General features: G+C 68.2%; 18 protein-coding genes. 12 read left to right on the top strand and 6 right to left on the bottom strand.

The features are described from left to right. The first annotated feature begins 57 nt into the window (after nucleotides 1-57). The 3 genes from NLI01S_RS02115 (at nucleotide 58) to NLI01S_RS02125 (ending at nucleotide 3,398) form a co-directional block, all read left to right on the top strand. Nucleotides 58-1,131, top strand: a complete 1,074-nt coding sequence (locus NLI01S_RS02115) for an inositol-3-phosphate synthase (RefSeq protein WP_067598226.1) — start codon at nucleotides 58-60, stop codon at nucleotides 1,129-1,131. Nucleotides 1,132-1,250: 119 nt separating this feature from the next. Further along, nucleotides 1,251-2,546 (top strand): MFS transporter, encoded by a 1,296-nt coding sequence (locus tag NLI01S_RS02120; RefSeq protein WP_067598229.1) that lies wholly within the window; start codon nucleotides 1,251-1,253, stop codon nucleotides 2,544-2,546. A gap of 120 nt (nucleotides 2,547-2,666) precedes the next feature. Continuing rightward, complete coding sequence (locus NLI01S_RS02125) at nucleotides 2,667-3,398, top strand: class I SAM-dependent methyltransferase (protein WP_067598442.1); 732 nt, start codon at nucleotides 2,667-2,669, stop codon at nucleotides 3,396-3,398. On the opposite strand, the gene NLI01S_RS02130 is transcribed toward NLI01S_RS02125, so the two are convergent. Beyond that, entirely contained in the window at nucleotides 3,376-4,878 is a 1,503-nt protein-coding gene (locus NLI01S_RS02130) for a CCA tRNA nucleotidyltransferase (RefSeq protein WP_067598232.1), read from the bottom strand. The two genes, NLI01S_RS02125 and NLI01S_RS02130, sit on opposite strands and share 23 nt — an antisense overlap. A gap of 312 nt (nucleotides 4,879-5,190) precedes the next feature. Here NLI01S_RS02130 and NLI01S_RS02135 point away from each other — a divergent pair, with 312 nt between their 5' ends. The 6 genes from NLI01S_RS02135 to NLI01S_RS02160 all read left to right on the top strand — a co-directional run bounded on the left by NLI01S_RS02135 (nucleotide 5,191) and on the right by NLI01S_RS02160 (nucleotide 15,094). After that, nucleotides 5,191-7,806, top strand: a complete 2,616-nt coding sequence (locus NLI01S_RS02135) for a DUF6049 family protein (RefSeq protein ID WP_223809069.1) — start codon at nucleotides 5,191-5,193, stop codon at nucleotides 7,804-7,806. Nucleotides 7,807-7,966: 160 nt separating this feature from the next. Then, nucleotides 7,967-9,808: a murein biosynthesis integral membrane protein MurJ gene (gene murJ / locus NLI01S_RS02140; RefSeq protein ID WP_067598237.1), complete on the top strand. Its 1,842-nt coding sequence runs from the start codon at nucleotides 7,967-7,969 to the stop codon at nucleotides 9,806-9,808. Between the two features lie 165 nt (nucleotides 9,809-9,973). Then, the gene (gene murJ / locus NLI01S_RS02145) at nucleotides 9,974-11,770 is read left to right on the top strand and encodes a murein biosynthesis integral membrane protein MurJ (RefSeq protein ID WP_067598444.1); all 1,797 of its coding nucleotides are present in this window, start codon (nucleotides 9,974-9,976) and stop codon (nucleotides 11,768-11,770) included. Between the two features lie 246 nt (nucleotides 11,771-12,016). Next, complete coding sequence (locus tag NLI01S_RS02150) at nucleotides 12,017-13,591, top strand: protein kinase family protein (RefSeq protein ID WP_067598239.1); 1,575 nt, start codon at nucleotides 12,017-12,019, stop codon at nucleotides 13,589-13,591. Nucleotides 13,592-13,625: 34 nt separating this feature from the next. Then, nucleotides 13,626-14,252 (top strand): RNA polymerase sigma factor SigM, encoded by a 627-nt coding sequence (gene sigM / locus NLI01S_RS02155; protein WP_067598242.1) that lies wholly within the window; start codon nucleotides 13,626-13,628, stop codon nucleotides 14,250-14,252. Further along, nucleotides 14,249-15,094 (top strand): hypothetical protein, encoded by an 846-nt coding sequence (locus tag NLI01S_RS02160; protein ID WP_084392241.1) that lies wholly within the window; start codon nucleotides 14,249-14,251, stop codon nucleotides 15,092-15,094. The genes sigM and NLI01S_RS02160 overlap by 4 nt, the downstream gene beginning before the upstream one ends. Before the next feature lie 136 nt (nucleotides 15,095-15,230). On the opposite strand, the gene NLI01S_RS02165 is transcribed toward NLI01S_RS02160, so the two are convergent. Together NLI01S_RS02165 and NLI01S_RS02170 are read right to left on the bottom strand one after the other, a co-directional pair. Then, complete coding sequence (locus tag NLI01S_RS02165) at nucleotides 15,231-15,926, bottom strand: response regulator (protein WP_067598247.1); 696 nt, start codon at nucleotides 15,924-15,926, stop codon at nucleotides 15,231-15,233. Further along, on the bottom strand, nucleotides 15,923-17,074 hold the full coding sequence (locus NLI01S_RS02170; RefSeq protein ID WP_067598250.1) for a sensor histidine kinase: 1,152 nt from the start codon (nucleotides 17,072-17,074) through the stop codon (nucleotides 15,923-15,925). Before NLI01S_RS02170 ends, NLI01S_RS02165 begins: the two co-directional genes overlap by 4 nt. A 177-nt stretch (nucleotides 17,075-17,251) precedes the next feature. On the opposite strand from NLI01S_RS02170, the gene NLI01S_RS02175 reads away from it, so the two are divergent. The 3 genes from NLI01S_RS02175 to trxA all read left to right on the top strand — a co-directional run bounded on the left by NLI01S_RS02175 (nucleotide 17,252) and on the right by trxA (nucleotide 19,124). Continuing rightward, nucleotides 17,252-17,689, top strand: coding sequence for a hypothetical protein (locus tag NLI01S_RS02175; protein WP_067598253.1), 438 nt, complete (start codon nucleotides 17,252-17,254; stop codon nucleotides 17,687-17,689). Between the two features lie 135 nt (nucleotides 17,690-17,824). Then, nucleotides 17,825-18,757: a thioredoxin-disulfide reductase gene (gene trxB / locus NLI01S_RS02180; RefSeq protein WP_067598255.1), complete on the top strand. Its 933-nt coding sequence runs from the start codon at nucleotides 17,825-17,827 to the stop codon at nucleotides 18,755-18,757. 43 nt (nucleotides 18,758-18,800) lie between these two features. After that, nucleotides 18,801-19,124 (top strand): thioredoxin, encoded by a 324-nt coding sequence (trxA, locus tag NLI01S_RS02185; protein WP_067598258.1) that lies wholly within the window; start codon nucleotides 18,801-18,803, stop codon nucleotides 19,122-19,124. A gap of 293 nt (nucleotides 19,125-19,417) precedes the next feature. On the opposite strand, the gene NLI01S_RS02190 is transcribed toward trxA, so the two are convergent. From NLI01S_RS02190 to rsmG, 3 genes are all read right to left on the bottom strand, one after another. Next, a complete protein-coding gene (locus NLI01S_RS02190; RefSeq protein ID WP_067598261.1) occupies nucleotides 19,418-20,392 on the bottom strand; it encodes a ParB/RepB/Spo0J family partition protein in 975 nt (324 codons plus the stop codon). A gap of 75 nt (nucleotides 20,393-20,467) precedes the next feature. After that, nucleotides 20,468-21,295 carry a ParA family protein gene (locus NLI01S_RS02195; RefSeq protein ID WP_190318336.1) on the bottom strand — a complete coding sequence of 276 codons (828 nt, stop codon included), beginning with the start codon at nucleotides 21,293-21,295 and terminating at the stop codon, nucleotides 20,468-20,470. A 203-nt stretch (nucleotides 21,296-21,498) separates the two neighbouring features. Next, a complete protein-coding gene (rsmG, locus tag NLI01S_RS02200) occupies nucleotides 21,499-22,230 on the bottom strand; it encodes a 16S rRNA (guanine(527)-N(7))-methyltransferase RsmG (RefSeq protein ID WP_067598264.1) in 732 nt (243 codons plus the stop codon). Nucleotides 22,231-22,517: the final 287 nt, after the last annotated feature.

The raw sequence follows: 22,517 nt of genomic DNA on the forward strand, positions 1-22,517 counted from the left end.
GGTACGTCGCCATGCGCTGTGGAATCCATGTTCGCGAAGAAGAAGGAGCAAGGACCAATGGGTTCGGTACGTGTAGCCGTCGTGGGCGTCGGCAACTGTGCGGCGTCACTCGTCCAAGGCGTGCATTACTACAAGGACGCCGACCCGGAATCCCGGGTCCCTGGCCTGATGCATGTCCAATTCGGCCCGTACCACGTGCGCGACATCGAGTTCGTCGCCGCCTTCGACGTGGACGCCAAGAAGGTCGGCCACGACCTCGCCGACGCGATCGCCGCCAGCGAGAACAACACCATCAAGATCTGTGACGTCCCGCCGACCGGCGTGACCGTCATGCGCGGCCCGACCTACGACGGTCTGGGCATGTACTATCGCGAGACGATCCAGGAGTCCTCCGAGGACGCCGTGGACGTGGTCGCCGCCCTCAAGGCGAGCAAGGCCGACGTCCTGGTCTCCTACCTCCCCGTGGGATCGGAGGAGGCCGACAAGTTCTACGCCCAGTGCGCCATCGACGCCGGTGTGGGCTTCGTCAACGCCCTCCCGGTGTTCATCGCCTCCGACCCCGAGTGGGCCGAGAAGTTCACCAAGGCCGGGGTGCCGATCGTCGGTGACGACATCAAGTCCCAGATCGGCGCGACCATCACCCACCGGGTGCTGTCCAAGCTGTTCGAGGACCGCGGCGTGGTCGTGGACCGCACCTACCAGCTGAACTTCGGCGGCAACATGGACTTCAAGAACATGTTGGAGCGCGAGCGTCTGGAGTCCAAGAAGATCTCCAAGACCCAGTCGGTCACCTCGCAGATCCCGCACGAGCTCAACGCCGGCGCGGTGCACATCGGCCCGTCGGACCACGTGCCGTGGCTGGACGACCGCAAGTGGGCGTACATCCGTTTGGAGGGGCGCGCGTTCGGTGACGTCCCACTGAACCTGGAGTACAAGCTGGAGGTGTGGGACTCCCCCAACTCCGCCGGCATCATCATCGACGCGGTCCGCGCCACGAAGATCGCCATGGATCGCGGTATCGGTGGTCCGATCCTGGCTCCGTCCTCCTACTTCATGAAGTCGCCGCCGGAGCAGTACAGCGACGCCGAGGCGCACGACGCGGTGGAGCGGTTCATCGCGGGCGACGAGTAACCCGAGGGTCGCGTAGGAAGAGGCGCCGCCCGGGGCCGCAACGGTCCCGGGCACCCCACCCCGTCTCCTCGTTCCCCCCTCTCCTCCGCGGGCACCGTCGGCCCTCCTATCCTTGGCGGGTGTCCTTCTTCGGCGATCTGCGCGCGGTCCTCCAGGGGCCCCGGTTCCGTCGGCTGTTCGGTACCCGGTTGGTCTCGCAGTTCTCCGACGGGATCTACCAAGCCGGGTTGGCCGGCTTCGTCTTCTTCAACCCCGAACAGCACACCGGCGCCGGAGAGGTGGCCGCGGCCTTCGCCGTGTTGCTCCTGCCCTTCTCCGTGGTCGCCCCGTTCGCCGGGGTCCTCATCGACCGGTGGCCCCGCCGTCAGGTCCTGTTGCTGTCCTCGGTGTTCAAGGCGGTCCTGGCCACGGTGACCGCGCTCTTGGTCGCCAACGGCGAAGGGCCCGCGTTCTTCGTCACGGCTCTCTTGGTGCTGAGCGTCAACCGCTTCTTCCTCTCCGGCCTCTCCGCGGGGCTGCCGTACGTGGTGTCCCGCGACAGGCTGATGATGGCCAACGCCGTCACGCCCACCTGCGGCACCGTCGCCGGTTCCCTCGGGACCGGCGTCGGTCTCGCCATCGGCATGATCGGCGGCGAACAGACCCTCGGAACCGGGGTGATCCTGTTCGTCGCCGCGCTGGGCTTCGCCGGGACCGCCCTGGTCTCGCTCACGCTGCGCCACCGGGAGCTGGGTCCGCACCTGGAGAGGGAGCCGGAGGAGGTTCGGGCCGCCCTGGGCAACGTGGTGAGCGGCATGGTCTCCGGGGTCCGGCACGTCTGGGAACGCGTCCCGGCTCGCGCCGCGCTGCTCACCATCGGCGGCCACCGGATCCTGTTCGGCGTCTCCAGCCTGGTGACCCTGCTGCTGTACAACAACACCTTCACCGGGGGTGGTGTCGCCGGCCTGGCCGGGTTCTCCGTATCCGCGGGGCTGCTCGCGCTCGGATTCTTCCTGGGAGCCGTGGCCACGCCGTCGGCGACCGCGCGGATCGGGGAGAGCGCCTGGATCGCCGCCCTGTTGGCGTCGGCTGCGGTGACGCTGCCGGTGTTCGCGCTGCCCTTCTCCCCCGCGCTGTTCCCGGTGGCCGCGTTCGTGTTGGGTTTCGTCTCCCAAGGGGTGAAGGTGACCGTCGACACGTTGGTTCAACGACATGTCGACGACGCGTTCCGCGGTCGGGTCTTCTCCGTATACGACGTGCTCTTCAACGCCACATTCGTGCTGGGCGCGGCGCTGGCCGCGGGGCTCGTCCCCTTGTCCGGGGTGAGCGTGCCGGTGATCACCGGGATGGCGTCGGCTTTCCTCGCGATGGGTTGGGCCTGGACCGTCCAGGCTCGCCGTCCGGCCCGTTCCGACATGGAGCGCTCCGTCTCCTGAAGTCGACTTGTCGAGTCATCTCCCCGTCGACCTGTCGCCCCATCGACACATCAATGAGTAGCGAAAGAGTCACTTAATGTAGTGTCCCCGCAATGGCCGATCGATGAGGAGATGGTGACCATGAGCGTCGGACATGGACTCGGCAACCCCTCCAGCGCCTTCGGAGCGCGCGGGGTCGCCAAGAGGATCGGGGCGGTGCGCCGACAGCTCCCCACCCGTGGTGACCGGCTGCTCGATGTCGGCTGCGGAGACGGCACCTACACGGTGGAACTCTCCGAGGGGTTCGTGAGGGTGGACGCCGTCGACGTCGAACCCGCACGTCTCGAAGACTTCGCCGCGCGTGTGGCCGGTACCGACCTGGAGGACCGGATCGGCCTGCACAAGATGTCGGCCGACGCACTCGCCTTCGACGCCGACACCTTCGACCGGGTCACCGCGTTCGAGGTACTCGAACACCTCGACCACCTGGAGGAGAGCCTCGCCGAGATCCAGCGGGTGCTCAAGCCCGGGGGAGCCTTCTCCCTCACCACGCCCAACCGGTGGTTCCCGTTCGAGACCCACGGGGTCATGTGGAAAGAACGGCGCCGCTCCGCGCTGACCGCACCGTTCCTGCCGTGGGTCCGTCCGCTGCACGAGCGGATGTCGGACGCGCGGGCGTTCACCACCCAGGAGATGGGGCGCTTGCTGCGCGACGCCGGCCTGCGGGTACGGGCCATCGACTACCTCATGCCGCCGTTCGACCTCCGGATGCGTGCCCTCCAGCCCATCTCGGACGGTCTGGAGGGCACTCCGGCACGGGTCTTCGGCATGGCGATGGTCCTCACCGCCGTCAAGCCGGGTCTACATCCCTGAGGTGCTCGGCCGCCCAGGAGCGCAGCTCCGCGGCGGCGTCCTCCTTTGGCATGGGGCCGTTCTCCAGGCGCAGTTCCAGCAGGAACCGGTAGGCCTTGCCGATCAGGGGGCCGGGCTCGACACCGAGGATCTCCTGGATCTCGTTGCCGTCCAGGTCGGGCCGGATCTTGTCCAGCTCCTCCTGTTCGGCGAGTTCGGAGATGCGTCGCTCCATGTCGTCGTAGGAACGCGAGAGCGTCGCGGCCTTGCGCCGGTTACGGGTGGTGCAGTCCGCGCGCGTGAGGATGTGCAACCGCTCCAGCTGGTCACCGGCGTCACGGGCGTAGCGGCGCACGGCGGAGTCGGTCCACTCCCCCTTGCCGTAGCCGTGGAAGCGAAGGTGCAGTGCGACGAGGTTGCCGACCTGGGTGATCACGTCCTTGGGGAAGCGCAGCGCGGTGAGCCGCTTGCGGCTCATGGAGGCGCCCACCACCTCGTGGTGGTGGAAGGTCACCCGGTTGCCGCCCTCGAAGGAGCGGGTCTTGGGCTTGCCGATGTCGTGCAGCAGCGCGGCCAGGCGCAGCACCAGGTCGGGTTCGTGCCCACGGGAACGCTCCAGTTCCATGGCCTGGTCCAGAACGGTGAGCGAGTGCTCGTATACGTCCTTGTGCCGGTGGTGCTCGTCGATCTCCAGGCGCATCTTGGGGATCTCCGGGAGCACGTACTCGGCGATGCCCAGGTCCACCATGAGTTCGATGCCCCGGCGCGGGTTCGGGCTGAGCATGAGCTTGGTGAGCTCGTCGCGGATGCGTTCGGCGGAGACGATGGAGAGCCGGTCCGCCATGTTCCGGGCGGCCTCGGCCACCTCGGGGGCCAGCCCGAAACCGAGCTGGGCGGCGAAGCGCACCGCTCGCATGATGCGCAGCGGGTCGTCGCTGAAGGAGTCCTCCGGGCGCCCCGGCGTGCGCAGGATCTTGTCCCGCAGGTCGGACAGGCCACCGAAGGGGTCCACGAACTCGACGTCGGGAAGGCGCACCGCCATCGCGTTCACCGTGAAGTCGCGGCGCAGCAGATCGTCGTGGATGTCGGTGCCGTAGGACACCTCGGGCTTGCGTGACTTGGGAGAGTAGTCCTCGCTGCGGTAGGTGGTGATCTCCAGTTGGAGCCCCCTCTTGCGCAGACCGACCGTGCCGAACTCGATGCCGACGGTCCACACCGAGTCCGCCCAGCCGTCGACCAGCTTCAGGATCTGCTGGGGTACGGCGTCGGTGGTGAGGTCCACGTCGTTGGAGACACGCCCGAGGAGAGCGTCGCGCACCGGCCCACCGACTATGGCGAGTTGGTGGTCGTGCGCGGCGAAACGGTCCCCGAGGTCCTCGGGGACCGGGCGGATCGAGTCGATCAACGCGGTGATCGCCGCCCGCTGCTCACCGGTCGGCTCGTTCACCACGGGCCGGGTAGGGGCGGTGTCGTTCTCACTCGAAAACTCTGTGTTCGGCACACCACGCAGATTAAGCGGCCGCACGGGGTGACCGCGAATCGCCGACCTGCTCGCGTCGCCCCTGGCGCGCACCCTGCACCGGATGAAAGGCTGTCCTCCCGTCACGTGCCGGGGCACCGGGCGCACCAGAACCCGGGTTCGGTGGACACGGTATCTTCTGGTGGAGTGGTGGCCCGTCACTTTCGTCCTGCGGCCACCGGCCCCGCCTCACGCCGAGCGCGCCGCGCGGGCACCCCGATCCGTCCCCGCCCCGTCACTTCACGTTCCCGGCGGGACGGACCCCTGGCCCCGAATCAGGAAACCGGTCAAGCGTTGCGTCGAACTGCTTCCGCGGCCGCGGTCATGGCCATGACCGCCGCGCTGCTCCCGATCCCGGCCACGCTCTCACCCGTCGCGGCGGAACCCGAGAACGAGGAGTCGGTGCCTCCGATCGTCGTGGACCGCATCACGCCGGACGCCATCGACGAGGACAGCACGCTGCGCGTGTCGGGTGAGGTGACCAACGACACCGACGCCTCGGTCGAGGACGTCACCGTCCGGATCCGTTACTCACGGCGCTCCTTCGACACCCGTGAGGAGATGGACGAGTTCGCCACCGGCGACGGCCGGCAGCCGGACACCGAGGGGCCGGAGAAGGAGTTCAAGGGCGCGTTGGAGCCCGACCAGGGCCTGGAGTACTCGCTCAGCACCCCGGCGGAGGATCTCGACCTGGGCTCCTACGGCGTCTACCCCATGGTCGTGGAGGCCCTGGACGGCGACGGCGAACGGTTGGGCGCGCAGTACACCTTCCTCCCCTACACCGGGAACGACGACGTCGACGAACTCGATCTGGCGTGGGTCTGGCCGCTGATGGACGAACCACAGCGCGCCGACGACGACACCTTCCTGAGCGAGGACCTGCACTCGTCCGTGGCCGAGGAGGGGCGTCTGGGCCGTCTCCTGGCCGCCGGCGCCCAGACCCCCCTGTCCTTCGATCCCGGCGACGAGGACCTCGTCGATGAGCTCGGACTGGAGGAGGAAGAACCCTCGGAGGACGATCCCTCACCCGACCCCGAGAGCCCGACGGCCGAGGAATCCCCGGACGAGGCGTCCCCCGGCGATGAACCCACCGAGGACGACGCCACCGAGGAGGATGCTCCCCCCTCCCCCGAGGCGAGCGCGTCTGTGGAGGACGGCGCCACGGAGGCCCCGGACGCGCCCGAGGAGACCGAAGAGGGTGCGAACAATGTCCCCACTCGGACCGAGGGCGTCCCCATCACCTGGGCGGTCGACCCCGGGACCATGGACGACGTCCTGCGCATCGCAGTGGAGGAACACGACGTCCTGGAGGATCTGCTGGAGGTCCCCGGCGGGGCCGAACCGGAACGCCACCAGCGCGCCGCCGACGTTCCCGCCCAGGTGTGGCTGCGCGAGGCCCGTCGGGTCCTGCCCGCCGACACCGTCGTGACCACCCCGTACGCCAACGCCGACCTGGTCGCGCTGTTGCGCAACGACCTGCACGTCGACGCCGACGCCTCCCTGACCCTGGCCCAGGAGGCGGTGCGCCGCTCCCTGGCGATGGAGCCCGACTCCAGGTACGCGTTCCCGGCACGCGGTCTCATGGACGAGAACGTCCAGCAGCTGTACGCATCGCACGACGCCCACCGATTCATCCTTCGCGAGTCGGCGATGCCGACCGCGTCCTGGCTCTCCACCACCCCCACCGCGCAGGCGCCCCTCGCGGCCGGCGAGGACGACGAGGAGGACCCGTTCGCCCTGGTCGCGGACGCGGGCCTGACCGAGGTGCTGTCCATGCCCTCGCACGGCCCCGGTGAGTCCGCCCTGGCCTTGCAACGGTTCGCCGCGGAGACCGCGATGATCGCCGCCGAGAACGTCGACGACGACCGCGTCGTGGTGGCCGCTCCCCCGGCCGGTTGGGACCCGGGCACGGAACTGGCGTCCGGTGTCCTCGAAGCCACCGAGGACCTGCCGTGGCTCTCCCCCGCACGTCTGGACGAGGTCGAGCCGCCCTCCCAGGACGGCCAGGAGGAGACCCGGTCGGAGCTGCGTTACCCGGATCGGGCCGCCGAACAGGAGCTCGGCTCCGGCTACCTCGGCGAGGTCGAGGACGTGAGTCGGGACGTGCGCCTGTTCAACAGCATCCTCGTCGGGGACAGCGACCCCTTCCGCCCGGCCATCGTGCGTCTGGAGTCGGTGTACTGGCGTGAGCGCGAGGCCCTGGCCGGGGCGACCCGTTCGGTGGTCGGTCAGTCGGTGCAGGATCGTATGCAGGACGTGCGGGTCATCCCGGGCGAACCGGTGACCCTGGCCAGCAGCACCGGGATCACCGGGGTACTCGTCGCCAACGACCTGGAGGACGAGTCGGTCTACGTACACCTGTCGATCTACTCGGAGAACGCCGAACGGCTCGGCATCGGCACCTACACGTCCGACTTCCAGATCGCCCCGGGCGCCAAGACGACCGTCTACGTGCCGCTCTCGGCGAGGATCAACGGGACCACGGCGGTCCACGTGAGCCTGCAGAACTCCAACGGTGAGCCGATCAGCCCGCAGGACACCGTGATCCAGGTGAACGCCACGGGTCTGGGCACACAGGCACTGCTCATCAGCGGGATCGGGCTGCTGATCCTGATCGCCGCCCTGGCACCGAGGGCACTGCGCAAGTGGGCCCGCCGACAGGCCGCCAAGGCCAAGGCGTCCGAGGAAGGCGACCCTGACCGCGACGACCGCGGCGACCGCGACGAGGACGACGAGACCGAAGAGGAACCGGGCGACGGCGAGGACGCGAAGTCCGAGCAGGACGCGAAGGACACCGAGCCCGAGGGCACGTCCCGTTCCGAGGACTCATCCGACTCCGAGGGCGAGTCCGCCCCCGAGGACGGCGAACCCGGCGAGGACCGGTCGAATGACGGCGACACCCGCGCGTGAAGCCCGAAGCCGTGTCGACGAGATGACGGGGCGACATGACGACATGTCGCCCCGTCGACCTGTTCCCTTGTCCACACGGCACCACGCCCGCACCCCTCACGAGGCTCCGGCTCCCGGAGTCGCGTCTCGATACCTCCGATGAAAGGAATCCTGATCCACGGTGGTCACCGAATCCCCTAACGGCGAAGAACAACCCCCTCGTTACTCGCCGAGGCACAGTAAGCACTTCGACGGTCCCCTCCCGGGCGATAGCGCGACCCGGCCCTACTCGGGCTCGGCGCCCTCCTACGAGGAGGGTGAGTTCCCCGAGTCCGCGGGCGCCCCACGTGACCCCGCGCCCGGCGCCGAACCCGTGGCGGACAAGCCCGCGACGGACGAGGGCTCCGGCGGCATGATGCGCTCCAGCGCGATCATGGCCGTGGGGACCATGGCCTCCCGACTGACCGGCTTCGCGCGGACCATCGTGTTGGCCGCGGCCATCGGCACCCACCTGCTCGGTGACGCGTACCACACGGCGCACACGATCCCCTTCATCCTGAACGACCTGCTCATCGGTGGTCTGATGGCCTCCGTGGTCATCCCGTTCCTGGTCAAGCGCCGCAAGAACGACCTGGACGGCGGCAAGGCCACCGAGGACCGCCTGTTCACATCGATGGCGCTGGCGCTGCTGGCGGTGACCACGGTCGCGATCCTGGCCGCCGAGGGCCTGATCTGGCTGTACGGCTCCCGGTTCACCCCGCTACAGTTCGAGACGTCCGTCTACCTGGCGCGTTTCCTGCTCTCGCAGATCTTCTTCGTGGGTCTGAGCGGCCTGCTCAGCGCGATGCTCAACACCCGCAACAAGTTCGGCGCCGCGGTGTGGGCTCCGGTGCTGAACAACGTCATCATCATGTGCGTGGCCGGGCTGTTCCTGGCCGTGGCCGGCCCTGGGAAGACCCCCGACACGGTCACCGGAGCCGAGCTGACCCTGCTGGGCGCGGGCACCGCGGCGGGCATGGCCATTCAGGCCCTGGTCCTGTTCATCGCCCTGTCCCGCACCGGTTACCGGTGGCGTCCCCGGCTCGACCTGCGCGGCTCCGGACTCGGCGAGGCGCTCCGAACGGCCGGCTGGATGATGCTCTACACCCTGCTCACCCAGGCCGGGCTGTGGATCACCACCAACATCGCCAACGCCGCCAACGTCGCGAGCATCGAAGAGGGCCTGGACGTGGGTGCGGGCATCAGCGCCTACAACCTGGCCTACCAGCTCTTCCAGCTGCCCTACGCGATCATCGCGGTCTCGCTGATCACCGTGCTCCTGCCCCGCATGAGCGCACACGCCGACGACCGGAACTGGGACGCGGTCCGCTCGGACTTCTCCCGCACCCTGAGGATCTCCGCCTTCGTGCTGGTGCCGACCGCCTTCGCGGTCGCGATGTTCGCCGAGCCGTTGTCCGTCCTGGCCTTCGCTCGCGGGTCGGTCTCGGTGGCCGACGCATCCGCCATCGGCCAGATCCTCGCGGTGATGTCGCTCGGCCTGGTGCCGTTCACGGTCTTCCAGCTGATGCTGCGCGTCTTCTTCGCCATGGGCGACACGAAGACCCCCGCCCTCATCGGTGGCGCGAACCTCGCCGTGCACAGCGCGCTGGCCTTCGTGGCCTACCTGCTGCTGCCGCCGAACATGGTCGTGGTCGGTGTCGCCTCGGGCTTCATGCTGTCGTTCCTGTCCGGCCTGACCATCGCCGGTCAGGTGATCAGTCGTCGTATCGGGGGACTTGACGGAAAGCACGTGCTTGGCACATTGTTGCGGCTGCACCTGGCCGTCATCCCCAGCATCGCGGCGGGCTTCGGTGTGCTCTGGTTCTTCGACGCCTACGTCGGTCCCGGTCCGTTCACCTACGTCGGCGCTCCCCTGGTGGGTTGCGTCGCCGGTGCCCTGCTCTTCCTCGTCTCCGCGCGCGTGCTGCGCGTGCCGGAACTGAGCGCCGCGGTGGAACTGATCCGCGGCCGGCTGCGTCGATGATGAACGTCCCCCTGTTCCGGCCTCGTACCCGCCGGCGCACGAACCCGTAGCCGTACTCAGTCAGAAAAGGACCGCCCGACGGTGTCCAGCGACAACCCCCGTCAGTACGCCGACGGTTCCCGGAACGGACCCGAGGAACATCCGAAGCAACGCTCCGGCCGCCAGATGGTGATGCCGGAGGACGTACTCGACGCGTACGAACGTTCAGAACCTCAGGGCGAACCCGAGACCGGCCTGAAGACCCTCCGGGATCCGAGCGACATCGGTGACGTGGGTACCGCGGACCGCGCCGGTATGGAGGACGGCGACGAGATCGGTGGGTCGTCCCACACCGGTCCGGGCAACATCGCCAAGTCGACCGCGATCATGGCGGTCGGCACGATCGCCTCGCGTGTGACCGGGTTCGTCCGGACCATCGTCCTGGCCGCCGCGATCGGCACCCAGCTGCTGGGCGATGCCTACCAGACCGCGGGCATGGTCCCGTACATGATCTACGACCTGCTCATCGGCGGGTTGTTGGCCAGCGTGTTCGTGCCGTTCCTGGTCAAGCGGCGCAAGTTCGACCAGGACGGCGGCGACAAGACCGAACAGCGTCTGGTCACCCTGATGCTGCTCGGTCTGTTCGTACTGACCCTGGTCTCGGTACTGATCGCCGAGTGGTTCATCAGGATCTACGCGGGCGGGTTCATCGGGGCGCAGTACGACGTCTCGGTGATCCTCGCCCGGTACCTGGTGCTACAGATCTTCTTCATCGGCGCCAGCGGTCTGGCCAGCGCGATGCTGAACGCGCGGAACAAGTTCGGTGCCCCCATGTGGGCTCCGGTGCTGAACAACCTCGTGATCATCGGCATCTGCCTGTGGTTCCTGAGCATCGCCGGTCCGGGACGGACCCCGGAGACCATCACGCAGGGCGAGATCGCGCTGTTGGGTCTGGGGACCGCGCTGGGCCAGGTCGTGCAGGCCGCCGTGCTGATCTGGGCGCTGTTCGCGGCGGGCTTCCGCTGGCGACCGCGTCTGGACCTGCGGGGTTCGGGCCTGGGTGAGGCGGCCGGCGCCGCCTCCTGGATGATGCTGTACATCGTGGTCGCGCAGGTGGGCGCCCTCGTCTCCACCAACGTCGCCACGCGCGCCGGTGCGATGTCGGCGGAGCTGGGTTACGACAGCGGATCGGGCATCGCGGCCTACAAGTTCGCCTCGATGCTGTTCCAGCTGCCGTACGCGATCATCGCGGTCTCGGTGATCACGGCGTTGCTGCCCCGCATGAGCGAACACGTCGCGGCCGGGCGCAAGGACCAGGTCCGCAGTGACTTCTCCCGGGGCTTCCGCCTCTCCTCGGTGCTGATCGTGCCGATCGCGGTGGCGATGATCGTCTTCGCCATCCCGTTCTGCGTGATGATCTACGCGCAGGGCAGCACGAGCGCCGAGGACGCCACGGCCATCGGTCGCATCCTGATGGTCTTCTGCGTGATGTTGATCCCGTTCACGCTGTTCCAGTTGCAGATGCGCGTCTTCTACGCGCTGGGCGACACCCGCACGCCCGCCCTGGTGGCGATCCCCTCGGAGCTCACGCACGCGATCACCGGTGTCGCCCTGCTGTTCGTGTTCGCGGACGCCCCGCAGCACATCGTGGTGTGGTTGCCGGTCCCCTACGGCCTGTACTACATCGTGGGTTCGGCGATCATGTGGTACATCCTCCACAAGCGACTCAACGGCCTGGACGGGCGTCGCACCGTGGCCACCTTGTTCAAGTTGCACCTGGCAACCGTCCCCGCGGCCCTCTTCGGCGTCCTGATGCTCGTGGTCTTCAACGGTCTGCCCGGTGATCTGTGGCCGGCCCTCTCTTCGATGGTGGCCGGAGGCCTGGTAGGTGCCGTACTGTTCGTGGTCGCGGCCAAGTTCCTCAATGTGTCAGAAGTCACATCGTTCCTGGATTTGCTCAAGACACGCCTACGACGCCGCTGATCACCTGGAATGGATGACCTTGGGTAGTCGGATACGAATACGTCCAGGAAGGTGGATGGGTAATCAATGTCCTCCAAAGAGGCTGTTCACGCGTCCTAGCATGGACAGAGACCGCTTTACCGCCAGAGCATCGTTTATCCGAGCTGCCCGAAGGGAGGCTGGGGACAGCAAACAGGGCCGACCCCCTCGTGTGAACCCGCATGGGAACCACGCGACTCAGCGGCACTGGCACCCGTCACTCCCATCATGAGCACCTTCCTGATCGAACCCGGGGCGAAGCTGGCCAACCGCTACCGACTCGACCACGTGGTGAGCGAGACCGGTGGTGCGACCCGGTGGAAAGCCACCGACGAGACGCTGGCGCGTCCGGTCGCGGTATGGACCTTCGCCGACGGTTTCCCCCGAACGTCAGAGGTCGTGCGCGCCGCCAGGGCCACCAGCCGTGTGCCCGACGCACGCGTGACCCAGGTCTTCGACGCCGACGACACCTCACCCGTCCCCTACGTGGTCGAGGAGTGGGTCATCGGCTCCTCCCTGGCCGAACTGCTCCAGCAGGGCCCCATGGAGCCCGAACGCGCCGCGGGGCTGGTCGCCGAGGCCGCCGAGGCCATCGCCGCGGCCCACGCCAACGGTCTCCACCACCTGTGCCTGTCCCCCGGCAAGCTCATGTGGAGCAGCGGCGGAGCGGTCAAGGTCACCGGTATCGGGGTGGACGCCGCGCTGTTGGGCAGCAACGTCCCCCAGCCCGGTGCCATCGACGCCCAGGGGCTGGGCAACCTGCTGTACGCGGCCCTCACCGGTTACTGGCCGGGCGGACCGCAGAGCGGCCTGCCCGGCGCCCCACAGGGACCGATGGGCCCCTACCCTCCCGGTCAGCTCCGTCAGGGCATCACCGAGCAGCTCGCCACCATCACCACCCGCGCGGCCCTGCCGCAGCTGGCCGGTCAGATGGTGCCGGGCCCACCCATCACCACCCCCGCCGAGTTCTGCGCGGCCCTGGCAGAGGTCCCCCGTCTCATCCCCCTGCCCGTGGCTCCTGCGGAGGCGGTTCCCCCGCCCGAACCCGGCACGTCCCGACGCACGGGTGAGTTCGACACCACCACCGGCCCCCGTCGCAGCGCACGCAACGGCTCCACCGCCGCGCGTTCGGGCGGGTCCCGACCCCCGGCGAACTCACGAACGGAACAACGCGTCTCCCAGAGCCAGGGATCGTCGACCAAGCGCCTGCTCATCGGCGCCGTGGCCGTCCTGTTGTTCGCCGGTGTGGTCGCGGGTGCGTGGACCCTCGGCACGAACCTGCGCTCGGGCGGAGGTGAGGAGGCAGATCCCAGCGCGGACGCCACCGAGGACGTCGTCGACAGCGCCGAACTGGAAGTCCTCCCCATCGCCACGTCCGACGGGTTCGACCCACTCGGTGACGGTAGCGAGCACGGGGACAAAGCCCACCTCGCCCACGACGGTGACACGAGCACCCAGTGGAACACCGAGGGCTACAAGGACCCGATGGGTACCGAGAAGACCGGTGTCGGTCTGCTCATCGACCTGGGGTCGGCCAAGGAGGTCCACGAGATCGACCTGGTCACACCCGAGCAGAACTACGGCATGCAGATCCGGATCGGTGACGATGTCTCCGCCACGGACCCGGCGGCCCTCGACTCCGCTCTCCCCGTCGCATGGGAAGGCTCCGTCAACGGCTCGGAGACAGTGCAGCTCGAAGAGAGCGCGACGGGCCAGTACGTCGTGGTCTGGTTCGTCGAACTGCCCATGGACGGCGACCGCTACCGTGGAAGCGTCAAAGAGGTCGAGGTACGCGGACTCTAGTTCTCTCTAGTCGTGGGGTATGTGATCAGCGCTGATGGAAGCGGCCCAGGAGCTCCCTGACAAGGAGCTGTTGTCCAGGCACGCTCAGGGTGACGAGCAGGCGTTCGCGGTACTGGTTCGTCGACACCGTGAGCGCCTCTGGGCTGTCGCCATCCGGATGATGCACGATCCCGAGGAAGCGTCCGACGCCCTACAGGACGCCTTCCTCTCGGCCTTCCGCCCCGCGGATCGCTTCCGTGGTGAGTCCCAGGTCACCACCTGGCTGCACCGGATCGTGGTGAACGCGTGCCACGACCGGCTCCGGCGCAGGAAGGTCCGACCGGCCACCCCTACCGAGGACGAGACACTCGACGTCATCTCCAACGAACGACTCGGTCGGACCGGCGGGGCCCCCGACCACGCCTCCCAGACCGAGTCCCGCCTGGACGTGCACGCCGCCCTCGAACAACTGCCCCTGGACCAGCGCATGGCACTGACCCTGGTGGACATGCTCGGGTACCGGGTCGACGAGGCCGCCGAGATCCTCGAAGTCGCCACCGGCACGGTCAAGAGCAGATGTGCGCGAGGTCGCGCCAAACTACTTCCTTCCCTGGCCCATCTAAGGAACCCTGGACTTCCCCGAGACGTCACATCTGGGAGAGGAGGTGCCAACCCATCGTGACGTCCCATCCTGAGGTGGAGGCACTCGCCTTCTTCGCCGAGGACCTTCTGGAACCCGACGAGGAACGCTCTGTCGCCGACCACATCGAGACCTGCGCCATCTGCGCGACCACCATCGACGAACTCGCCGGGGTCACCCGTGTGCTCGCCGATGTCCCGGCGCCCACGATGCCGCAGGACGTCGCCGACCTCCTCGACGGTCGGATCTCCGAGGCCGTCTCCGAACGCGCGGCCGCGGAGCGGCCCACCGGGGGACGCGACGCCACACGACCGGCGGAATCGGACGCACCCGCGTCCGTCACACCGATCAGCCGGAAGCGACGTGGTTTCGGTCTGCCCAAGCTCTTCATGGTGGCCGCCGCTTCGGTGTTCGTCATCGGTGCCGGTACCGCGGTGGTCGGAAGCCTGATGTCCGATGAACCGGACATGGGAGCGGCCTCCCAGCTGTTGGAGGACACCGCGACCGAGGACGCCCCGGACACCGCCCGGTCCTACTCCGCGGAGGGCGTGGCCAGCGGCACCGTCTACACCGAGGACGGCTTCACGACGCAGGCCTCGGCGGTCCTGGACCAGGCCGGGGACGACGACAGCGTAGGCGTTCAGTCGGAGGAATCGGCGACGTTGCCCCAAGGAGTGCGAGAATGCGTCGCCCACGTGGAGGCGACCACCGACTCCCACGTCACCCTGGTCGACGACGCCAGGTGGGAGGGCCCCGAGGGCACCGACCGCGCCTGGGCCCTGTTCACCCGGAACGGTGAAGGCGTCGACGTGCTCGTGGTCGACCCGGTCTGCGCCCGCGGTGGTGACCTGGACTCGGCCGTCCTCGCCGAGGGAAGCCTCTGACGGTGCCGTTAGGCGCCTCCGCTTCGCTTCGGCGTGTTCGGGCACCCCGAAGAGTCAGGAATGGGTCGAAGGAAACACAGCGGTGCCTACGGCGTGATCCTCGTACCTCGGATCCCAGGTCGTGTTCCTCGGCCGACTACCCCCGTGCGGGTCCGCCCTCTCCGGGCCGGACGAGGCCGCTCTCATAGGCGACCACGACCAGACCCACTCGGTCCCGCACCCCGAGCTTGGCCAGCAGTCGACCGACGTGGGTACGTGCCGTCGCCGGGCTGAGGTGGAGCTCTGTACCGATCTCCTGGTTGGACATGCCCCGACCGACGAGACCGAGGACCTCACGTTCCCTTCCGGTGACGCCGGCCAGGCGTTCGTCCGCGTTCGGCGGAGGTTCGACGCGTGCCAGACGTTCGACGACCCGACGGGTCACCCCCGGGGACAACAGGGCATCGCCCGCGGCGACCGTTCGGACCGCCTCGCGCAGTTCCCGGGGGCCGGCGTCCTTGAGGAGGAACCCGGCCGCGCCCAGGCGCAGCGCCCCGAACACGTTGTCGTCCTCCCCGAAGGTGGTGAGCACCACCACCCGGGTGTCGACATGTCGGCGCCCCGACGTGTCGACACGTCGACGTTCCAACTCCCGCAGCACGCCCAGACCGTCCACCGCGGGCATCTGTAGGTCTAACAGCAGCACGTCCGGGCGGAAGCGGTCGAGTTCTACCAGGGCCGCACGCCCGTCGGAGGCCTCCGACACCACCTCGATGTCGCCGTCCCGTTCCAACAACGCCCGTACCCCGGCCCGCACCAGCGGCTGGTCGTCGGCCAACAGCACCCGGATCACACGCCACCTCCGACCGGCAGGCGAACACCGACACGGAAACCACCGGTCGGCGCCGTATCGAACACCACGGTCCCCTCCGCCATGCGCACCCTTTCCCGCATTCCCGTCAGTCCACTGCCCTCCCGCACCGGCGTCTCCATGGTCCTCCCGTCGTCGGCCACCGTGACGACGAGTTCGTCGCCGTCCCGTTCCAGGAGCACCGTGGCACGTCGAGCCCGCGCGTGCCGCAACGTGTTGGTGAGCGCCTCCTGGATCACCCGGTAGGCGGTCGCGTCGACCAACGCCGTCAGCCCCTCCCCCGCCGAGCCAGACACCCGCACCATCAGTCCCGCGTCGCGTACGGATTCCACGAGGCCCTCCAGGTGAGCCAGCCCCGCGATCGGTTCGACCTCCGCCCCCGGCTCGCGCAGGGCACGGACCGTGGAGCGCAGATCGCGCAGCCCCTCACGGGACGCCTGGGTGACGTGGGCCAGTTCGTCACGAGCGGTGGGAAGGTCGACCTCGTCCTCCTCCAACGCCTCGGCGGCCACCGAGGCGTGCAAGGAGACCACGGACAGGTGGTGCCCCACCGCGTCGTGCAGGTCCCTGGCGATCCTGGTACGTTCCCGAGCCAGCAGTTCGGCGGCCTCGGCGTCCCGCGCCTGGGCATCCAGCACGGCGATGCGTTCCCGCTGCCGTGCCCCCTCACGTCGTTGTCCGGTTCCGTCCCCGAGCGCGATCGCCGCGCCCATGACCGCGACCGTGGACGCGAGTTCGTACCCGAGCAGGTAGGCGACGTCCTGGCCTTGGCCCAGGCGTGCCAGGGTCGACACCACCAGGAGGGTGATCGAACTCCCGGCCGCCCACTCCGTCCTCCCCGCCTCGGCGGCCGAGTACAGGGCACCGGCCATGGGGATCGCCAGTCCGATCGTCGGCAGTCCGATGACGTAGTTGCCGACGACCAGGACACAGGTGACCAGAAGGACCGTCACGGGGGCCTGTCGGCGCAACAGCATGAGCGCGCCGAGCAGCAGGGCCATCACGTAGCCCAGGGCCTGGTTCCCCTCACCACCGACATCCGCTCCGACCGCGATCGCCACCACGGCGAACACGGCGAAGCCGAACAGGACGTCGACGACGAGGCCTTGACGGGTGGACTGTTCCGGCATGCGTCGATTCTAGGGAGCGAGGACTCCCTCGCTCGTAGGCCCACGGACGCGCGTCGGTACGCGTTCCGACGTACGAACGAGAGCCCCCGCGCAGACGCGGACGAGGGTGTGCGCGATGCAGGATCGGTGCCGTCGGGACACATCGACGACGCGAAGCCATCGACCTGTGAGGCACCCATGCCACAGCACACCACTTCCACGCCACGAGGACTGTTCTCCGACATCACGTGGCCACTCGTCCTCGGCCTGGGGGCGCTCGCCCTGATCCGGCCCCTACTGCGCGTCACGGGCATCGCGGACGCCCTCGCCCAGGGCGGGCCCTTGGTCCCCGTGTCCACGACCGTCCTCATCACCGTGTCGTGGGTCGCGGCGGTCCTGGTCGCGCGCGTCCCGCGCCCCTTCCTCACCCTCGTCCACACCGGTGTGGCCTACGGAGTCCTCGCCGTCGCGCTGAGCGCGGTCCTGTCGCCCATCCTCGACGGTCGACTCCAGGGGCCGCTCACCGACCCCTTCGCCCTGGTGATGGTGCTCGTGCTGAACGCCGGCTGGGGTGCGGCGGCGGGTGGGATCGCCCTGGGGATCCGAGGCCTGACCGGAGGGGGTGTCGAACGCTGAGGCCCACACCCGCCCACGAGCAGGACGGATGTCCCGGAGGGAATGCGGTGCGCCTACCATCGGTTGTGCTAACCATCTTCCCTCCGGTCACTCCATGGTGGCCAGGAAAGCCGACTGCTTGAAGGGCCTACCAGCGTGAGCGACGTCCGCAATGTCATCATCATCGGTTCCGGTCCGGCGGGATACACCGCCGCCGTCTACGCCGCCCGGGCCGAGCTGCGCCCGCTGGTCTTCGAAGGTTCGATCACGGCCGGCGGCGCCTTGATGAACACCACCGACGTGGAGAACTTCCCCGGCTTCCCGGACGGCATCATGGGCCCCGACCTCATGGACAACCTGCGCAAGCAGGCTGAGCGTTTCGGTGCGGAACTGGTCCCCGAGGACGTCACCGAGGTCGAGTTGAACAAGCCCGTCAAGGAGGTCACCGCCGGGGGCGAGACCTTCCTGGCGCACACCGTCATCCTGGCCACCGGTTCGGGCTACCGCGAGTTGGGCGTGCCCGGTGAGAAGGAACTCTCGGGCCGGGGCACCTCCTGGTGCGCCACCTGTGACGGCTTCTTCTTCCGCGACCAGGACATCGCCGTGGTCGGCGGTGGCGACACCGCGATGGAGGAGGCCCTGTTCCTCACCCGCTTCGCCAAGTCCGTGACGGTGATCCACCGCCGCGACGAGCTGCGCGCCAGCAAGATCATGGGCGAGCGCGCCTTCGCCAACGACAAGATCAAGTTCGTCTGGGACACCGAGGTCGTCGAGGTCCTCGGCGATGAGCGGGTCAGCGGCCTCAAGATCCGCAACCGCGAGAGCGGCGAGGAGAGCACCCTGGACGTGACGGGCCTGTTCGTCGCGATCGGCCACGACCCGCGGGTGGAGCTCTTCAAGGACCAGATCGAACTCGACGGGGAGGGTTACGTGAAGGCGGACTTCCCGTCCACCCGGACCAACCTCGCCGGTGTATTCGCCGCGGGCGACGTGGTCGACCACCAGTACCGCCAGGCGATCACGGCCGCGGGCACCGGCTGCTCCGCCGCACTGGACGCCGAGCGTTACCTCGCCGAGCACGGCAACTGACCTTCCCCCCACCCGGTTTCGTCGAACCAAGGAGAACCAAGCAGTGTCGACCGTCAAGAACGTCACCGACGCCACCTTCAAGGAGGAGGTCCTCGCCAGCGACAAGCCCGTGCTGGTGGACTTCTGGGCCGACTGGTGCGGCCCCTGCAAGCAGATGGCCCCGGTCCTGGACAAGCTGGCCGAGGAATACGGCGACAAGATCGATGTCGTCAAGATCAACACCGACCAGAACCCCGAGACGCCGCGCGCCTACAACGTCATGTCGCTGCCGACCATGAACGTCTACAAGGACGGCGAGGTCGTCAAGCAGCTCATCGGCGCCAAGCCGAAGCGGGTCCTGGAGAAGGAACTCGGCGAGTTCCTGTAACCGACCCCGCGAGAGGCCCTCAGGTGATGCCTGGGGGCCTCTCGTCGTCTTCGGTGGCCCGCGTGCGAGTCGGCGCACGCCGACCGCCCCAGGGGGGGCCATGGCGCTTCGGCCATCTTCGAGGCCGTTCGCGTTTCACGTGAAACGTCTCGAAAGCGGGGGCGCGTGTTTCACGTGAAACACGCGCCCCCGAAGACGCCTCGGTGACGACCCTCGAACACGAACGAGGGCGGTGTTTCACGTGAAACACCGCCCTCGGATCACGCCCCCACTCGGTTACGAGGGTGGCGCCATCACGGTTCGATCTGCTTGATGATCCGCTCCAGGTCCTCCATCGTCGCGAACTCCACGACGATCTTGCCCTTCTTTCGGCCGATGTCCACCTTCACGGTGGTGTCGAGCCGGTCTCCGAAACGGGACGCCCACTCCTCGACCTGAGGCGGATTGGAGATGCGCCCGGTGGACCGGCGCGCCTTCTCCCCGTCGTCGAGGTCATGACCCTTGCGGCGCAGGGCGACGATCTCCTCCAACGTGCGGACCGACAGGCCTTCGTTGTTGACCCGCTCGGCCAGACGCTCCTGGGCCTCCGGGTCATCGATCGACAGAAGCGAACGGGCGTGCCCGGCGCTCAGTACCCCGGCCGCCACCCACCTCTGCACCTTCCCCGGGAGGCGCAGCAGACGCAACGTGTTGGAGATGTGCGACCGCGACTTGCCGACGCTCTGGGCCAACTCCTCCTGGGTGGTCCCGAAGTCGTCCAGCATCTGTTGGTAGGCGGCCGCCTCCTCCAGCGGGTTGAGCTGCTGCCGGTGCAGGTTCTCCAGCAACGCCTCTCGGAGGAGTTCGTCGTCGTTGGTCCTACGAACGATCGCCGGCACACGGTCCAGGCCCGCGGACTTGCTCGCCCGGAACCGCCGCTCCCCCATGATCAGCTCGTAACGAGGATCCTTCCCGCCCTGGAGCTTGCGGACCACGATGGGCTGGAGCAGACCCACCTCGACGATGGAGTCCCTCAGCTCTTCGAGGGCCTCCTCGTCGAAGTGGGTGCGAGGCTGCCGAGGATTCGGCGTGATCGCGGTGAGCGCGATCTCGTCGATGTAGGTGCCGTCGGGGAGTTCGTTGGGGGCTTCGACCACCGCGGGCTCGGGGGTGGTGGGTTCCGTGGGCGCGGGTGCCTCCGGGACACTCTCCACCGGCGCGGGGGCCGCCGGTCCCTGCGGGATGAGCGCCCCCAATCCCTTGCCCAGTCCGCGCCGCTGCTGGCTCACCGGCAATTCCCTTCACAATCCTTGTACTGATCCGACCGACCGACGGCCGGGATGTTTCACGTGAAACAGTCGCCGTCAGCCGGCGCTGAGCCCCTCCGCGCGGTGGGCGATCTCGCGCGCCGCCCCGAGGTAGGCCACCGCACCGGTGGACGTGGGGTCGTAGGTCATGACCGACTGCGCGTAGCTCGGCGCCTCGGAGACACGGACGCTTCTCGGCACCAACGTGTTCAGGACCAGGTCCCCGAAGTGCGAACGCACCTCCTCGGCCACCTGTTGGGACAAACGGGTACGCCCGTCGTACATCGTCAGCAGGATGGTGCTTATCGACAGCCCGGTGTTGAGGTGGGACTTGACCAACTCGACGTTGCGCAGCAACTGACCGAGCCCCTCCAACGCGTAGTACTCGCACTGGATCGGAATCATGACCTCATCACAAGCGACCATCGCGTTGACCGTCAGCAGGCCGAGCGAAGGAGGGCAGTCGATGAGGATGTAGTCGAGGTCCGTGGTGTCGTAGGCCGCGAAGGCACGCTTGAGACGGGCCTCCCGAGCCACCAGCGAGACCAACTCGATCTCCGCGCCGGCCAGGTCGATGGTGGCCGGGGCACACCACAGGTTCGGGATGTCCGGCACCGGCTGGGCCAGGTTGCGGATCTCCTCGTCCTCCACCAGGCAGTGGTAGATGGATCGAGTCTGGGCGTCGCGTTCCATGCCAAGAGCGGTGGACGCGTTCCCCTGCGGGTCGAGGTCGACCACGAGGACGCGCTGTCCATGCATGGCGAGGGCGGCGGCGATGTTCACCGTCGTGGTGGTCTTGCCAACGCCCCCCTTCTGGTTGGCGACGCTGATGATGCGACAGGTCTTGGGGCGAGGCCAGGCATCTTCGTGTCCTTGGCCGGCCATGGCCGCACGGGCCACCTGCGCTATGGGCGTTTCGGGTGCGACGGCGTGCGTGGCCCCCCATGTTTCACCTGAAACAGGGGGCTGGCCCGCCGCTGGTTCCGGCGATGTTTCACGTGAAACATCGAGCAGGTCGCCATAAGCACCCGCCGGTGTTTCACGTGAAACACCGGCTTCGTCGGCTGGATTCTGGGGCACGAATGAGTTCACCTCTTCCGTCCGCGCTTCTTCTTGCCGTCCCGCCTCTTCTTCTGTGAACCTTTGGAGGAGGACGGACCACCGTCGGATGTCACCGTGACGCGAACGACCGTGGTAGCGGGATCGACCTTACCCCGCCCCACCCTGATCACATCGCAGACGCTAGGCCGCATTTTCAAAACGTCTTGTTCCGCCTCCGCGAGTTCGGTCTCCGCCTGCTCCCCCTTGAGGGCCAACAGGCTGCCGTCCTTGCGCAACAGCGGCAACGACCAACCCGCCAGACGTGACAGCGGCGCGACCGCACGAGCGGTGACGAAGTCGGTGTACAACTCGCCACGCACCTCCTCGGCACGTCCACGGCGCACCGTCACATTGTCCAGGCCGAGCATCTCGACGGCTTCCTCCAGGAAGACCGTCCTTCGCAGCAGCGGTTCCAGGAGGGTCATCCGGATGTCGGGGCGCAGCAGCCCGATCACCAACCCGGGCAGCCCGGCACCCGATCCGACGTCGACCACCTCCGCCCCCTCCGGGATCAACTCCTCAACGACAGCACAGTTGATGAGATGCCGCTCCCATAGACGGGGCACCTCGCGCGGGCCGATCAGCCCTCGGCGCACACCATCGTCGGCGAGCAGTTCGGCGAAACGGATCGCCACGGGGAGGCTGTCGCCGAACACCTCCACCGCCTGTGAGGAGGGTACGGGGGGCGTAGCGCCGGTCTCCTCAGCGCCCGAGGTCATCGGTCACCACCTGTCGGAACTCGTCCATCGTCACTTCCATGAACCATTGATCGCCTTGTCGACCTGTCCACAGATCGACGGCGAGTGGAACGCACGGCGGATCACGGCAGTCCGCGCGTACAGGGCTCTCCCACCGACGGATCGCGCGGTGCGCGGAATCGGGTCGTCCTCGCACTGCCGAGGACGGGACGACTCGTGGGGAAGGCCTCGGGGACGATCCTATGTGTGAGGCACCCCCGGGTTTCACGCGAAACACATCCCCCGGGTCACTCGAACCGAAGGAAGAC

It is taken from the genome of Nocardiopsis listeri NBRC 13360 (genome assembly GCF_001570765.1).
Taxonomy (GTDB): Bacteria; Actinomycetota; Actinomycetes; order Streptosporangiales; family Streptosporangiaceae; genus Nocardiopsis; species Nocardiopsis listeri.